12 protein-coding genes are annotated in these 15,104 nt (G+C 37.4%); 10 read left to right on the top strand and 2 right to left on the bottom strand.

Annotation, left to right across the window (positions count from 1 at the left end):
* The first annotated feature begins 14 nt into the window (after positions 1 to 14).
* Positions 15 to 1,016: a type I glyceraldehyde-3-phosphate dehydrogenase gene (gap, locus tag PXG98_RS10360; protein WP_276390886.1), complete on the top strand. Its 1,002-nt coding sequence runs from the start codon at positions 15 to 17 to the stop codon at positions 1,014 to 1,016.
* Between the two features lie 84 nt (positions 1,017 to 1,100).
* The gene (locus tag PXG98_RS10355) at positions 1,101 to 1,952 is read left to right on the top strand and encodes an N-acetylglucosamine kinase (protein WP_276390885.1); all 852 of its coding nucleotides are present in this window, start codon (positions 1,101 to 1,103) and stop codon (positions 1,950 to 1,952) included.
* Here the strand turns inward: PXG98_RS10355 and PXG98_RS10350 are convergent.
* Positions 1,945 to 2,325 (bottom strand): Rid family detoxifying hydrolase, encoded by a 381-nt coding sequence (locus PXG98_RS10350; RefSeq protein WP_276390883.1) that lies wholly within the window; start codon positions 2,323 to 2,325, stop codon positions 1,945 to 1,947. The two genes, PXG98_RS10355 and PXG98_RS10350, sit on opposite strands and share 8 nt — an antisense overlap.
* Before the next feature lie 49 nt (positions 2,326 to 2,374).
* The gene (locus tag PXG98_RS10345) at positions 2,375 to 5,029 is read right to left on the bottom strand and encodes a putative LPS assembly protein LptD (RefSeq protein ID WP_276390881.1); all 2,655 of its coding nucleotides are present in this window, start codon (positions 5,027 to 5,029) and stop codon (positions 2,375 to 2,377) included.
* Between the two features lie 297 nt (positions 5,030 to 5,326).
* Between PXG98_RS10345 and PXG98_RS10340 the strand changes: the two genes are divergently transcribed.
* From PXG98_RS10340 to PXG98_RS10305, 8 genes are all read left to right on the top strand, one after another.
* A complete protein-coding gene (locus PXG98_RS10340; RefSeq protein WP_276390879.1) occupies positions 5,327 to 6,670 on the top strand; it encodes an N-acetylmuramoyl-L-alanine amidase family protein in 1,344 nt (447 codons plus the stop codon).
* Between the two features lie 55 nt (positions 6,671 to 6,725).
* Positions 6,726 to 7,694, top strand: coding sequence for an MlaD family protein (locus tag PXG98_RS10335; RefSeq protein ID WP_276390877.1), 969 nt, complete (start codon positions 6,726 to 6,728; stop codon positions 7,692 to 7,694).
* The gene (locus PXG98_RS10330) at positions 7,695 to 9,017 is read left to right on the top strand and encodes a 4Fe-4S dicluster domain-containing protein (protein WP_276390876.1); all 1,323 of its coding nucleotides are present in this window, start codon (positions 7,695 to 7,697) and stop codon (positions 9,015 to 9,017) included. It begins immediately after the preceding gene.
* A 21-nt stretch (positions 9,018 to 9,038) separates the two neighbouring features.
* Complete coding sequence (locus PXG98_RS10325) at positions 9,039 to 9,830, top strand: (Fe-S)-binding protein (RefSeq protein WP_276390874.1); 792 nt, start codon at positions 9,039 to 9,041, stop codon at positions 9,828 to 9,830.
* A 57-nt stretch (positions 9,831 to 9,887) separates the two neighbouring features.
* The gene (locus tag PXG98_RS10320) at positions 9,888 to 10,370 is read left to right on the top strand and encodes an ABC transporter ATPase (protein WP_276390873.1); all 483 of its coding nucleotides are present in this window, start codon (positions 9,888 to 9,890) and stop codon (positions 10,368 to 10,370) included.
* Positions 10,371 to 10,479: 109 nt separating this feature from the next.
* Positions 10,480 to 13,392, top strand: a complete 2,913-nt coding sequence (locus PXG98_RS10315) for a serine hydrolase domain-containing protein (RefSeq protein ID WP_276390871.1) — start codon at positions 10,480 to 10,482, stop codon at positions 13,390 to 13,392.
* A gap of 84 nt (positions 13,393 to 13,476) precedes the next feature.
* Positions 13,477 to 14,619 (top strand): N-acetyl-alpha-D-glucosaminyl L-malate synthase BshA, encoded by a 1,143-nt coding sequence (gene bshA / locus PXG98_RS10310; protein ID WP_276390869.1) that lies wholly within the window; start codon positions 13,477 to 13,479, stop codon positions 14,617 to 14,619.
* Positions 14,616 to 15,083: a hypothetical protein gene (locus PXG98_RS10305; protein ID WP_276390868.1), complete on the top strand. Its 468-nt coding sequence runs from the start codon at positions 14,616 to 14,618 to the stop codon at positions 15,081 to 15,083. Before bshA ends, PXG98_RS10305 begins: the two co-directional genes overlap by 4 nt.
* The last annotated feature ends 21 nt before the right edge of the window (positions 15,084 to 15,104 follow it).

Raw genomic sequence — 15,104 nt, 5'->3', positions numbered from 1 at the left:
TTAATCAATAAACAATGTCTAAAGTAAAAGTAGGAATTAACGGATTTGGTAGAATAGGAAGATTAGTTTTTAGAGAATCATTTAAAAGAGACGATCTTGACGTGGTTGCAATTAACGATCTTTTGGCTGTAGAACATTTAGCATATCTTTTGGAATATGACTCTGTCCACGGAAAATTCGATGGTACTGTTGAGGTAAAAGATGGAAATCTTGTGGTTAACGGAAATACAATTAGAATAACCGGTGAGAGAGATCCTAAGAATTTAAAATGGGATGCTGTAGGTGCCGAATTTGTAGCAGAATGTACAGGAATCTTTACTACTCTGGAAACTGCTCAATATCACATAGATGGAGGTGCTAAAAAAGTAATAATTTCAGCCCCTTCTAAAGATGCACCGATGTTTGTAATGGGAGTAAATCATCAAGATGTGAAAGCTTCTGATGCTATTGTGTCTAATGCCTCCTGTACCACTAACTGTCTGGCTCCTTTGGCCAAAGTGCTAAACGATAATTTTGGGATAGAAGAAGCCCTTATGACAACGGTACATGCTACTACAGCTACGCAGTTTACTGTAGATGGACCTTCCAAGAAAGATTTTAGAGGTGGTCGTAGTGCTCTTTTAAACATTATACCAGCTTCCACTGGCGCAGCCAAGGCCGTTACAAAGGTTATTCCTGCCCTAGAAGGCAAGCTTACTGGTATGGCATTTAGAGTGCCAACTGCGGATGTTTCTGTAGTTGATTTAACCGTACGTCTAGAAAAAGAAACCTCTTATGAGGAAATCAAAAAAACCTTTAAAGAAGCTTCAGAGGGTGCTTTAAAAGGAATCTTAGGATATACGGAAGAGGCTGTTGTTTCACAAGACTTTATCGGCGATTCTAGAACCAGTATTTTCGATGCAGGGGCTGGAATTGAATTGAATAGTAAATTCTTTAAAGTTATCTCTTGGTATGATAATGAAGCTGGGTATTCTAATAAGCTTCTGGATCTAACGCAGCATGTAGCTTCCCTATAAGAAGAGTTTAAATAATTGTAAATGAGGAATCCTCAAAAAGGTTATTAAGCTTCTTTGGGGATTCTTTTTTAAGGCTAAGTGAATATGATTTTAATAGTTGATAGCGGTGCAACCAAGTCGGACTGGATTGCCTTGGACAGTAAGGGAAAAGAATTGTTTATGACCCAAACACTGGGCTTAAGTCCTGAAGTTTTAACCCGTGAAGTTATTGAAGACAGATTGGCAAATAATTTTGAACTGTCTAAAAATAAGGATAAAGTTAAGCATCTGTATTTCTATGGTGCTGGCTGCGGAACCGACCGAATGAAAGGTTTTTTAAATAGAATTTTTAAAAACTTCTTTCCAAATGCCAAAGCAGAAGTGCAAGAGGATACCTATGCCGCGATTTACAGTACTACCAAAATTGGGCATCAGGCCATTGTCTGCATTTTAGGCACCGGTTCTAACTGTAGTTATTACGATGGGCATCAACTTTTTCAAAAAGTAGTTTCTTTAGGTTATATACCGATGGATGATGGTAGCGGAAATTTCTTTGGACGAAAATTAATACGCGATTATTACTTTCATAAAATGCCACAGGCCTTGGCACTAAAATTTAGTAAGGAATACAATTTAGAGGCCGATGTAATAAAAGAGAACCTATATAAGCAACCTAATCCCAATACTTATCTCGCAACTTTTGCTAAATTCTTAATTGAAAATAAAGATCATCCTTACTGCAAAGGGGTAATAGATAAGGGATTGCAGCAATTTGTAAATAATTACATTATGCAATTTGAGTTAGCTACAAAAGTGCCAATAAGTTTTGTTGGGAGTATTGCATACTTTTTAAAAGATGAGCTTTTGGCTGTTTTAGAAAGAAACGACTTAATTCTTGGTGTTATAAGACAGCGTCCCATTGAAGGCTTGGTAGAATTCCACAGAGAAATTATCTAACGGCTATCATCGATATTTCAATATTAACATCCTTAGGGAGTCTGGAAACTTCTACGGTTTCACGTGCCGGAGGAATTATCCCATCAAAATAAGAACTATACACTGCATTGATAAGAGAAAACTGGCCCATATCTCTGATAAATATAGTGGCCTTAACTACCTGCTCAAAAGTCATTTCAGCTGCAGTTAGGATAGCTTCTATATTTTTCATGCACTGTGCAGTTTCTCCTTCGATTCCTGTCGACACTAACTCTCCATTGGTTGGGTTTAATGGAATTTGGCCTGAAATATAAAGCGTATTATTACTTAAAATAGCCTGGCTATAAGGACCAATGGCTGCTGGTGCATTTACGGTTGAAATATTTTCTTTCATTAGTTCTATTTTTTGTTTTCAAGGTATTGGGTGCCTTGTATTAATTTCTTTAACGTGGAGGAGGCTGACTCCTATTTTCCCATTTAAGGTCTTTGAGTAAAGAGCTCTTTATACCTATAAAGAAATACCACCTTTCAAAATCTCCAAAGGGTGTCCAATCAAAGTTGAGTTTAAAACTTCCCAAGTCCCTTCGAAACCGTAGCTGGGTAACGGTAAAACCTTTACCCTTAAAGTCGTAACCAGAAGAAACACCAACATCCCACCCAGGAGACAAGGTAACATTACCAGAAAACATAAGTGAATTGTTGGTAAAATCATTTTGCCGGTTGGTATTACTATAGGAAAGCGCATATTGCAATCTCAGGTCCCAGGGAATTTTGTTCTGGTAAATCGGGTTTTCTTTATTTAATTCATCTTCATCGTCAAACCTGCTTTCATCAAAATTATTTGCTTTTCCAAACAGATCATCTGTTCTTCCACCACTGGCTGCCACATAAATATCCCCTTCCGTTGGATATTCCTCTCTATCCCTGGTAGGATTAAAATCTTCACTACTAATAGAGTAACTTATATTAGCTCTTGCAGAGGTAAGTCTAAATAGGCTTCCTCCATTGGCAATATTAAAGGTATTAATCCTTGTTCCATTATTATCTATAGCATAAGGATCCAAACTTGCGCCAAAGTTAATAGACATTTTATTGTCCAAGATATTAGTGCCTCCGGTAATGGCAAGGGGATTTAAGTTTAATGAGTCGGATTCAAAATTGTAGCCTGTAGAAAAATTAAAACTATTTAACAGGAAAACCTTTTTTGGTTCCAACTTAGTGGAATCTTTATTTCGGACTTTGGCTTCCAAGGAATTTGCCAGAGAAAAACTTAGGTTGCTCGATTGCCCTCTGCTTGGGACACCATATAGCGTATTTTGAAAACGGGTATAGGAAACGGTATCCCCTGTAACCCCATTGATATATTCATCGTAATACTGCTCAAAAGAGGGGGCATAGCCATAACTAACAGATGGCCTCATAACATGCCGAATAGCCTGAATTTTTTTGTCTTCCCCAAGGTTAAAGGTTCCATAAACTGTAGTTCCAAGACTTGAACTAAGATTGTATTGATTAAATCGGTCAAACCCACTTATGGTATCTGTAACTACCGTCTGGGTTTCTTCATCAAATCTTTGATTAAAGGTCTGCAGTGTCCAAACATCTTCATAAGTTCCACCCATACTAACACTTAAAAACTTAGCTACCTTGAAGTTTGTACTGATAGGAATTCTATGCCGAGCGCCAACTTTCGCATTGTCAAACATTTTGGCCGTACCAAAATCTTCATTGGTAGTACTTATACTGTTTCTGGCATTTAAATCGTACTGAAAATTTATATTTTGAAAAGCTCCTTTTTTTATACCCTCCCTTTTAGCAAAGGGAAATATTCTCTCCAAACTAGCCTGTAGTGTAGGTAAGGTTAAATCTACGGCTTCGGTATTGGTGTTTTGGTTGTGTGTTGCTGTAAGACTTAGGTTAACCGACGGATATGCCGGGAAAGTTTTGGAATATGAAATAGAAGAAGATAAATTATTGATCTGTGTATTAGGAAGATTCTGTTGTAACAAAGAATTACGATAATACTGACTACTACCCAAGTTGACAGAAGCGGATAAACGAGAATTTGGATTGGCTTTAGAATCTTGCGAATGAGATATTTGTATATTATAAATTGTACCTCTGCTATAATCATCAAAACCCTTTTGACTAGTAATCTGATTTTCGTATCTAAAGTTGAAATTTCCTCTGTATTTATATTTTTTGGCATAAACAGATTGCGCCCTGAACCCCCAACTCCCATTAGTGTATAAGTCGCCCGTTACCGTTAGATCTGCATAATCGCTTATTGGAATGTAATATCCCAGATTCTGTAAAAAATACCCCCTGTCTGGATCATTACCAAAAGTGGGCATCATCACACCAGCCGTTCGGCCTGAGGTTAAAGGGAAATAAGCAAAGGGCAAGGCCACCGGAGTTGGCACATCGGCGATATAAATATTACTAAAGCCTGCAATTACTTTCTTCTTGGGAACAAACTTGGCTTTCCGAATTCTAATATAATAGTCTGGATTAATGGTGTCTTTTGATGTGGTTAACTTGCCTTCACTTAAGAAATACACAGAATCATTCTCTTTTTTCGTAATGTTGGCATAAACCTTCATCGCGTCGCTTCCTAACTGCCCTAAACCAGCTTGTTGTTCGGTTCTAGAATTAAAAATAAGTGCCTTTTGTGTATCAAAATTAAACCGAATGCTATCGGGTATAACGATATTGTCTCCTTGTTTAAAATATGGGGTCTGAGAGTAATTACCAAGGGAATCTTTTAGCCTCCCGGCATAGACTTCATTCTTAATATAGTCTAAGATAATCACCCCAGCTTTTAATTCGGTGTCTTCATAATAAATCTCCGCTTCATTGTATAAATAAATCTTTTGATCCTTTTGACTTAGTTTGACATAGTCTTTTGCCTTGTATTTAATTTTATCGGTTAACATTCCCGATTTGGTTTGAATAGAGTCGTTTTCTAAAGAATCTGTTACTACGGTATCTCGGCGGACAGGAGCTGGCATCAAAGGAGCTGTTATGCTATCTTGCACCGCCTTTATGGGAAGGGGCTTAATAAAATCTTCTTGTGCAAATAAGGCGGAAGGACCCATAATTACTAACAAAAAGAAAAGAAGATAGTGTTTGTTTGATTGCAAAGCGATATATCCTATTTTTGTAATGGTAAGGCTTCGATTTTGAAGTCAAACTTACATATATTTTTTGGTCCGCTTACAGCACATTACAATAAATTTAACCTCCTGACGATGCCACAAAACAAGAAGCCCATATTTATTTGCGTTGCTTTGAGGGTTATCAAAAAAGGGTATAATTAGAGTAAATGTGTTTTAGTGGTATCAAGAATTCGTCAAGTTATGTATCACAAGTTATATGAATCTTAATTATTGTAGATGTTGAAACGGTTTATTGTTATTCCATTTTTTCTATTCGTTGTTTTAACGTCCCTCTTTTCCTTTATCTCTTTTCAGAAAGACAATGACCCTTTTGTTGTAGTATTAGATGCTGGTCATGGTGGACATGATCCTGGTAATTTGGGGAATGGTTATATGGAAAAGAACATCGCCCTTAAAATTGTCTTGGAGGTGGGCAGAATTCTATCGTCTAACCAAGACATAAAGGTTGTATATACCAGGGATAGCGATTCTTTTGTCGATTTATTTGTAAGAGGGGAAATAGCCAACAAGGCCAATGCCGATCTTTTTGTATCGGTGCATTGTGACTCCCATACATCGGATGCACATGGTGCAGGCACCTTTGTATTAGGTTTGCACGCAAACAAACAAAACTTCGAAATCGCAAAGAAAGAGAACTCGGTAATTTATTTAGAAGATAATTACGAATCTCGTTATGCGGACTACGATATTAATTCCCCAGAGTCGGTAATTGGACTTACTATTATGCAAGAAGAGTTTTTAGATCAGAGTATTATGCTGGGGAAAATGATGCAAGACAATTTTTCGAATAAATTAAAAAGGAACGATAGAAAAGTTAAACAGGCCGGATTTATTGTATTACATCAGACCTTTATGCCAAGCATTTTGGTTGAAACAGGTTTTTTAACCAATAAATCCGAAGGAGCCTATTTAAATTCAAAGAAGGGGCAACAAGAAATGGGAAAAGCGATTGCGGAAGCAATAATCACCTATAAAAATAACACCAGAACTACCACGATTACCCCTGTCTCAGTGCCAGTAGTAAAAGAGCCAGAAACCGCGTCGGTACAACTACCAGTTTCGGCTACAACGACTGAGTACAACAATGGCCAGGTTTCGGAGGAAGTGGAAAAGAAAGAGGAAGTAGTCTCGCTAACGGAGCAGGTAAGTACAGAGGAGAAAAAGAGTTTAAGTGGTAAAGAATTAAATAATAACACTTCTTCAACGGCTAGCTCTACAAAGGAAAAGATGGTCCCGGCCACAACAGTTAAGAGCGCAGAGGATGATTCTGACAAAAAATCAAAAGATGTTAATACGGATATTGTTTTTAAAATACAGCTATTGGCAAGTGCCAAAACAATTTCTTTGGTTCCGTCTAATTTTAAAGGATTAAGTGCATTATCTAAAGAGCCTTATAATAACTTATATCGTTATATGTACGGGGAAACAAACTCCTATGATGAAGCTAGATTATTTAAAAACAATGCTGTGAATAAAGGCTATAGTACATGTTATATTGTGGCGTACAAGGAAGGAAAAAGAATTCCGGTGCCAGAGGCATTAAAATACCTTTCACAATGATAGGAGCACATCCAAAAAATATTTATAATTTTGTTAGTAAACTAAATCAATGCGTTTGAAGCTTTCAAGAGAAATTAAGACAGGCATTATTGTAGTAGGTGGCATTTTACTATTTGTATTGGGATTTAGTTTTTTAAAGGCAACTCCTCTTTTTAATAATAGCAAAACGTTTTACGCGGTTTATGATCACGTTGGTGGCCTGCAACCGGGTACCCAAGTATCTATTAATGGTTTCACCGTTGGGAACGTTAATCAAATAGGATTCCAAGGTAGTAGTGGAAGACTTTTAGTTACCTTCTCTGTGGATAGTAATTTTGAATTTTCTAAAAATAGCTTGGCAGAATTATACGATACCGGTATAATTGGTGGTAAAGGAATTCAGATTCATCCTGTCTTTGATGGTGCAACGATGGCCGCTTCAGGAGATACCTTGCGTTCTGCTATAAAACCAGGCTTAACGGATTTATTACAGAAAAAATTGGCTCCACTTCAAACTAAAATTGAGGGGGCGGTCACAAACGCCGATTCATTATTAATTAATTTTAATGACGTTTTGGACGAGGATACAAAAGAGAATTTAAGAGCTAGTATCCAAGGATTGAGAAGCACGGTTAATAGCTTTGAAAGAAGTGCTACCTTATTTAATGAAATCCTTGTAAGTAATAAAGGAAAATTAGATAGTTCCATTACCAATATTAATACCATTACTACTAATTTCTCTATACTATCAGACTCAATAGCTAAGGCAGATTTGGCGAACACGGTTCAAAGCCTAAAGGCAACAATGGATAATATGCAGATGCTTTTAGGAAAAATTGAAAATGGTGAAGGAACCTTGGGTAAATTGGTGAACAACGATGAATTGTACAATAATTTGTCCGATGCTTCCAAAGAGCTAGACCTATTATTACAGGATATGCGATTAAACCCTAAACGATATGTGAATGTTTCCGTTTTTGGCAAAAAGCAAAAGAGTTATGAGAACCCCGAGATGGATCCTGCCGAGATAAAACCCGAACAGTAAATGCCCTATTTACCTAATATAGTCTTTTTTCTTGCCCTTACTTTTGGGATTGGTTATTTTATCAAGAATGTAAGAAAGCTGCTTCGAAATATTAAACTAGGCAAACGAGATTTTCCTAAAGATAATCCCTCCCAAAGATTAAAAAACATGTTAATGGTGGCATTGGGACAGTCGAAAATGACTGTTAGGCCTGTAGCTGGTATTTTACATATAATAGTTTATTTAGGGTTTATTATAATCAATATAGAAGTCCTGGAAATAATCATTGACGGTCTTTTTGGAACACACAGAGTATTCTCTTTCCTAGGTTCGGCGTACAATTTCCTAATTGCCTCATTTGAAGTGTTGGCCTTTCTTGTAATAGTTGCGGTGGTAATATTTTGGATAAGAAGAAATATTATAAAATTAAGACGTTTTTTAAGTCCAGAAATGAAAGGATGGCCAAAAAGGGATGCGGATGTTATTCTTTATATAGAAGTAGTTTTGATGCTGCTGTTTTTAACAATGAACGCGGCGGATAATCAATTACAGCTCCTCGAAGTGGAGCACTATACCAAAGCGGGACTTTTTCCAGTAAGTAGCTTTTTGCTACCCTTGTTCGAGGGTTTGTCCGCAGAGAGTGTAATAATAGTTGAACGTTTGGCCTGGTGGTTACATATTATAGGTATTCTTTGTTTTCTTAACTATTTATATTTCTCTAAACATTTACATATATTATTGGCTTTCCCAAATACGTACTATGCCAGCCTTAAACCAAAAGGCGCTTTTAAGAATTTGGAATCTGTTACACAGGAAGTACGACTTATGATGGATCCTTCGGCCAATCCATACGCAGCAGCAGATGAAAACATGGCACCTCCGGAGAAATTTGGTGCTTCGGATGTTATGGATTTAAGTAAAGTACAACTTCTAAATGCCTATTCTTGTACCGAGTGTGGTCGCTGTACTAGTGAATGCCCTGCCAATATAACCGGGAAAAAATTATCTCCCAGAAAAATAATGATGGATACCAGAGATAGATTGGAGGAGGTCGGAAAAAGCTTGGATGTTAATAAAGGGGTAATCCAGGACGATGGCAAACAGTTATTAGGAGATTATATTAGTGAGGAAGAGTTGTGGGCATGTACGTCCTGTAACGCTTGCGTGGAAGCTTGTCCGATAAGTATAGATCCCCTTGGTATTATTATGTCGATGAGACAATACTTGGTTATGGAAAAATCCCAGGCTCCCACGGAACTTAATGTAATGATGGGTAATATTGAAAATAATGGTGCTCCATGGCCATATAATCAAATGGACAGACTAAACTGGACCGAAGAATGATAAATAGTTAATATTTATAAAATGGGTGAAAGTATAAAAGTCGCCACAATGGCACAAATGTTTGCAGAAGGCAAAACACCAGAAGTATTGTTCTGGGTAGGTTGTGCGGGATCTTTTGATGATAGAGCAAAGAAAATCACCAAGGCTTTTGTAAAAATATTACAGAAGGCTAAGGTGAATTTTGCAGTATTAGGTACGGAGGAGAGTTGCTCAGGAGATCCGGCGAAAAGATCGGGAAATGAATTTCTCTTTCAAATGCAGGCCGTGACCAATATTGAAGTTATGAATGCTTATGGTATTAAGAATATTGTTACTACCTGCCCACATTGTTTTAATACCCTGAAAAATGAATATCCGGGTCTGGGAGGAGATTATCAGGTGGTGCATCATACACAGTTTATTAACTCCCTGTTGAAAGAAGGGAGAATTTCTTTAGAAGGAGGGGGTTATAAAGGAAAGCGAATTACCTATCACGATGCCTGCTATTTGGGAAGGGCAAATGGGGTCTACGAAGCACCAAGACAACTTATTGAAAAGTTAGATGCCGAGCTCGTTGAAATGAAAAGTTGTAAAACAAGAGGTTTGTGTTGTGGTGCCGGAGGAGCACAAATGTTTAAAGAGCCAGAAAAGGGTAATAAAGATGTTAACATTGAAAGAACAGAAGAAGCTCTGGCGGCAAAACCAGAGATCATTGCAGCTGCCTGTCCTTTTTGCAATACAATGATGACAGATGGCATAAAAAACAAAGAAAAAGAGGCTGTAGTTAAGGTAATGGACATTGCTGAACTTATTGCAAAAGCAGGAGACCTCTAACCGGAATTTTGGCAAAAGGAGACATGGCAAATAGATAAATGGTTAAAAAAGAAAATTATGTTGGTGACATTTGATAGTTTGCCGGATACTTCCAGGGTATGGATATACCAGAGTAACCGAGCTTTTAACGAGGAAGAGGAGAAGGAGATAGCAAAAGCTTTAGATATCTTTATAGAAGAATGGACGGCTCATGGAAGTGAGCTTAAAGCGGCTTATGAGATTAACTACAGACGCTTCATTGTATTAGCCCTAGACCAGCAATACGCATCGGCATCTGGGTGCTCTATTGACGCGTCGGTGCGCTTTATTCAGCAATTAGAAGAAAAGTTTCAAATTGTTCTCTTGGATAAAATGAATGTTAGTTTTAAACAGGGGCCATATATCACTTATAAGCCATTACAGGAGTTTAAGAAGATGGCTAAGGCCAAGGCAATTTCTAAAAACACTATAGTATTTAATAATCTTGTGGTAAATAAGCAAGAATATATCAACCATTGGGAGGTTCCGGCATCGGAAAGCTGGCATGGCCGCTTTTTATAAATTTTGCGCATTCTAGCTAAAAACAACCCCGCAATTACAAGGTATTAACTGAAATTATTTGAAGACAATATTAATTACTCTTTATAGTTAAAGTTTTAAGGAAATATTTATGGGGAAATATCTACTATCCTTAATCTTGGTTTTTTTATTTTTTTCGGCTTGGGGGCAATACTCTCCTTTAAGTTCTACCGACAGTATCTACCAATGGCAATGGGTAGAAACTACCTATGACCAAATGTCGATGGAGGAAAAGGTGGGCCAATTATTTATGGTCATGACTTCCACAGAAAATGGAGACAAGGCTCAGGAAAAAATTAGTAACTATATTGAAGAACATTCCTTAGGAGGCATAATACTTTCCAGAGGCGGTCCACGACGTCAGGCAAAAGTTACCAATGCTTACCAAAAACTTGCCAAAATCCCACTACTTGTGGGAATGGATGCCGAATGGGGATTGGCAATGCGATTAGATTCCACATATGCATTTCCTTGGAATATGACCTTAGGTGCTATTTCTGATTCTTCTATTGTAGAAAGAGTTGGCTATCAAATAGGTAAAAATACAGCACGATTGGGAGTGCATATTAATTTTGCACCCGTGGTAGATGTAAATATAGATCCTAGAAATCCCATTATTGGAAATAGATCTTTTGGAGAAGACAGGGAAAATGTTTCCTTAAAAGCCGTTTCAATCATGAAAGGTCTGCAGAGGGCAGGTGTTTTAACAAGTGGAAAGCATTTTCCAGGCCACGGAGATACCGCAGCAGATTCTCACAAAACCTTACCAGTTCTTGACTTGACGAGAAAAAGATTAGACAGTATAGAGCTCTATCCTTATAAAAAATTAATAAAAGAAGGCCTGGAAAGTGTAATGGTGGCGCATTTAAGTGTTCCGGTTTTGGAGTCCGAGCCAAAAAGACCCACTTCCTTGTCTAAAAGTACCATTACTGATCTATTAAAGAATGAAATGGGCTTTAGTGGTCTAGTATTTACAGACGCTCTTAATATGCATGGGGTATCTAATTTTGCGGAAAATGGAATAACAGAATTAGAGGCGTTTTTGGCAGGAAACGATATGCTATTAATGCCTAAAGATTTTATAAAGAGTAAGAATACCATTTTACAGGCAATTCAGAGCGGATTAATAACAGAAGAACGGCTTGCGCTGTCTGTTAAGAAAATATTGATGGCGAAGTATAAGGTTGGCTTACATAAGTATTCTCCCATTGAAATGGAGAATTTAAATGCCGAATTAAACAGTTCTGCCAACGATATGGTCTATGAAGAGGCCATCGAAAACGCTATTACCATTGCCAAAGACCCACTTAATATAGTTGGGATTAAAAACCTGAATAATAAGAAGATAGCCTACGTTAAATTTGGTAAGGATGATCATAACCCATTCCTTGGTAGATTAAAAGAGTACGCAGATGTAACAGAGATAAAAGCCAAAGACATTGCCACGCTAAAGCGGAAGTTAGAGGACTTTAATTTAGTGATTATCGGCTTTCATAAAAGCAATGCTTCACCATGGAAGTCTTATCGCTTTTCGCAGACAGAGCTTTTTTGGCTTCAGGAGATAGGCCGGCAGGCCAGCTCTAATGTGATTTTGAATGTTTTCGCAAGCCCCTATGCCCTTTTGGATGTGGTCTCCTTATCTGATATTGATGCGGTTGTTGTGTCTTATCAGAATAGTAAACTAGCACAAGAAAAAACGGCGGAAATACTTTTTGGCGCCATAGCGGCTAAAGGAGTGCTGCCAGTTACCGCACATGCAGAATTACCCGTAAATTCATCCTCTTTATCTCCTGAGATGAAGAGACTTGGTTATAGTATTCCTGAGAGGGTTAATATAGATTCTTCTAAGTTGTCTAAAATAGATGAGTTAATGCAAAATGGTTTGGATTCGCTTATGTTTCCAGGGGCTCAAGTATTGGTTGCAAGGAGAGGAAAGATTGTATATCATAAGGCTTTTGGAAAGCCAACCTACGATACTGATGTAGAACTTACCAAAACTCATTTATTTGATTTAGCATCTTTAACTAAAATACTGGCGACTCTTCCTGTTGTAATGAAGATGGAAGAGGAGGAGAAAATTGCTTTAAATAATACATTTGGAGAGTTGATTCCGAGCTATGCCGATACAGAAATTAAAGATGTTACAGTACTTAAGGCACTTAGTCATTATGGCAGACTACCTGCTTGGATAGCCTTTTATTTAAAGACCCTGAATAACAAACGAAAGCCATCCCCTGAGTTTTACAGACAAATTTCAACTGATGGATTTAGTACGCAGGTTGCGAATGAATTGTTCCTGCAGGATGCGTATAACGATTCTATTTATAATAGGATTGGACGACAAAGTTTAAAGTCAAACAGGTACAGATATAGTGACGTTGCCTATTATGTACTAAAAAAATATATAGAGAATACTTTTGAAGCTCAATTAGATGATTTGGCTAACAGGTTCTTGTACGCTCCTCTGGGCGCAAACCATACCGCGTATAACCCTATAGAGAAGTTCCCTTTGGAATTAATTGTGCCATCTGAAGTAGATAATTATTACCGATACCAGACCGTACACGGCTATGTACATGACATGGGAGCTGCAATGCAAGGTGGAGTAGGCGGGCATGCCGGATTGTTTAGTAATGCCAATGACGTAGCCAAGATCATGCAAATGTATCTGCAAGGAGGCTATTATGGTGGAAATAGATATTTAGAGACCAGGACTGTGGAAAAGTTTAACAAATGCTATTTCTGCGATAAGAATGTTAGAAGGGGTGTTGGTTTTGATAAGCCACAGCTTGTTCCTCAAGGTCCAACATGTAATTGTGTCTCTAGAAAGAGCTTTGGTCATAGTGGGTTTACCGGAACATTCACTTGGGCCGATCCGGAAGAGGAAATTGTCTATGTGTTTTTGTCAAATCGAACTTATCCCAGTGCTTCAAATAGACTATTGGTGAAATCTGGATTGCGTAGCAGGATTCAGCAAGTGATTTATGATTCTCTTATAAATTAATCAGGAAATTAAACCTTAATTTTGTTTAGAAGAACAGTTTTTAAGGTGAGCTTATATGCTATGCCTATTTTAAAATATTGACTTATGAAAATTGCAATTGTATGTTATCCAACTTTTGGGGGTAGTGGTGTTGTCGCTACGGAATTGGGAATTGCCTTGGCCAATAGGGGTCATGAGATTCATTTTGTGACGTACAAGCAACCCGTAAGGCTAGAACTGTTAAGTAATAAAATACATTTTCATGAGGTACATGTACCTGAATATGCTCTTTTTCACTACCAACCCTATGAGTTGGCACTTTCCAGTAAACTAGTTGATACCATAAAGCTTTACGAAATTGAGTTATTGCATGTGCACTACGCGATCCCCCATGCCTACGCCGGATATATGGCAAAACAAATCTTAGAAGAGGAAGGAATTTATATTCCGATGATTACCACTCTTCATGGAACTGATATTACCTTAGTTGGTAAGCATCCATTTTACAAAGCAGCCGTAAATTTTAGCATAAATAAAAGTGATATCGTTACTTCGGTCTCTGCAAATCTTAAACAAAAGACGCTAGATTTTTTTGAAGTAAAAAAAGAGATAGAAGTTATACCAAATTTTATTGATAGTACCAAGTATAATACAGAGTTCACAGATTGTCAGCGCACCGTTATGGCCGATGAGGAGGAAAAGATTATTACCCACATTAGTAATTTCAGACAAGTAAAACATATCCCTGACGTAATTCGTGTATTTAATGGAATTCAGCAGAAAATGCCTGCTAAATTGATTATGGTTGGGGAAGGCCCTGAAAAGGAAGGCGCAGAATTGTTATGCGAGAAGTTGGGAATTTCAAATAAGGTGGTTTTTTTAGGAAATAGTAATGAAATAGATCGAATTTTGTGCTTTTCTGATTTATTTTTATTGCCATCAAAATCAGAGAGTTTCGGATTGGCGGCTTTAGAAGCTATGATAAATCGAGTTCCTGTCATATCTAGTAATACCGGAGGTATCCCCGAGGTTAACATTGATGGTTATACCGGATTTTTAAGTAATGTAGGCGACATAGCGGATATGACTAAGAATGCCATATTAATTCTTCAAGACGATGAGGTTCTTGCCGAATTTAAAGAAAATGCTTACCATACAGCTCTTAAGTTCGACATAAAGAACGTTTTGCCACTGTATGAAGCCGTATACGAAAAAGCCTATAACACCACTTATAATAATAGCATTTGAACCGTATAGTAAACATAGGATTTCTTTTAATTTTTCTTGCCGCTGGGTGTAGAGGACAAAGAGTTAATTCTGCTAAAGAAAGCGAGTACAAAACACAGGAGATGGCAATAATCCTCCTTGAAAAAGATCTTTACGGTGGTACCGAAGAGAAAAGTTTGGAAGTGATAAAAGAGGAAGCATCTTTGAAAGAATTTTATTCCAGGATAAATAGAACTCGGAAACCGGGTTTAAAGGTTCCTCAAATTGATTTTAAAAAAGACATGCTTCTTTTATACTGTCCGGGAAATACGAATAATGTATTGGATGAGAATTCTGTAAGTCTTGAAATACAAGAAGATACACTAGAGTTTGGAATGTCTAATGCTTCTAGCGAAGAAAATTATAATTCTGTTTTACTTCAGCCATTTTATCTATTTAAATTACCACTCGACGAAAGGGAAGTTCATCTTTTAGAACAAGAATAGCTTTTTTTTACTCTATGAAGT

It is taken from the genome of Eudoraea chungangensis (genome assembly GCF_029360665.1).
GTDB classification, from domain to species: Bacteria; Bacteroidota; Bacteroidia; order Flavobacteriales; family Flavobacteriaceae; genus Eudoraea; species Eudoraea chungangensis.
Note: the sequence above shows the minus strand (reverse complement) of the source record. Positions and strands in the feature narration are given on the sequence as shown.

Coding starts and splice junctions, on each gene's coding strand:
- gap (WP_276390886.1), top strand. CDS start 15: ATGTCTAAAGTAAAAGTAGGAATTAACGGATTTGGTAGAATAGGAAGA.
- PXG98_RS10355 (WP_276390885.1), top strand. CDS start 1,101: ATGATTTTAATAGTTGATAGCGGTGCAACCAAGTCGGACTGGATTGCC.
- PXG98_RS10350 (WP_276390883.1), bottom strand. CDS start 2,325: ATGAAAGAAAATATTTCAACCGTAAATGCACCAGCAGCCATTGGTCCT.
- PXG98_RS10345 (WP_276390881.1), bottom strand. CDS start 5,029: ATGGGTCCTTCCGCCTTATTTGCACAAGAAGATTTTATTAAGCCCCTT.
- PXG98_RS10340 (WP_276390879.1), top strand. CDS start 5,327: ATGTTGAAACGGTTTATTGTTATTCCATTTTTTCTATTCGTTGTTTTA.
- PXG98_RS10330 (WP_276390876.1), top strand. CDS start 7,695: ATGCCCTATTTACCTAATATAGTCTTTTTTCTTGCCCTTACTTTTGGG.
- PXG98_RS10325 (WP_276390874.1), top strand. CDS start 9,039: ATGGGTGAAAGTATAAAAGTCGCCACAATGGCACAAATGTTTGCAGAA.
- PXG98_RS10320 (WP_276390873.1), top strand. CDS start 9,888: ATGTTGGTGACATTTGATAGTTTGCCGGATACTTCCAGGGTATGGATA.
- PXG98_RS10315 (WP_276390871.1), top strand. CDS start 10,480: ATGGGGAAATATCTACTATCCTTAATCTTGGTTTTTTTATTTTTTTCG.
- bshA (WP_276390869.1), top strand. CDS start 13,477: ATGAAAATTGCAATTGTATGTTATCCAACTTTTGGGGGTAGTGGTGTT.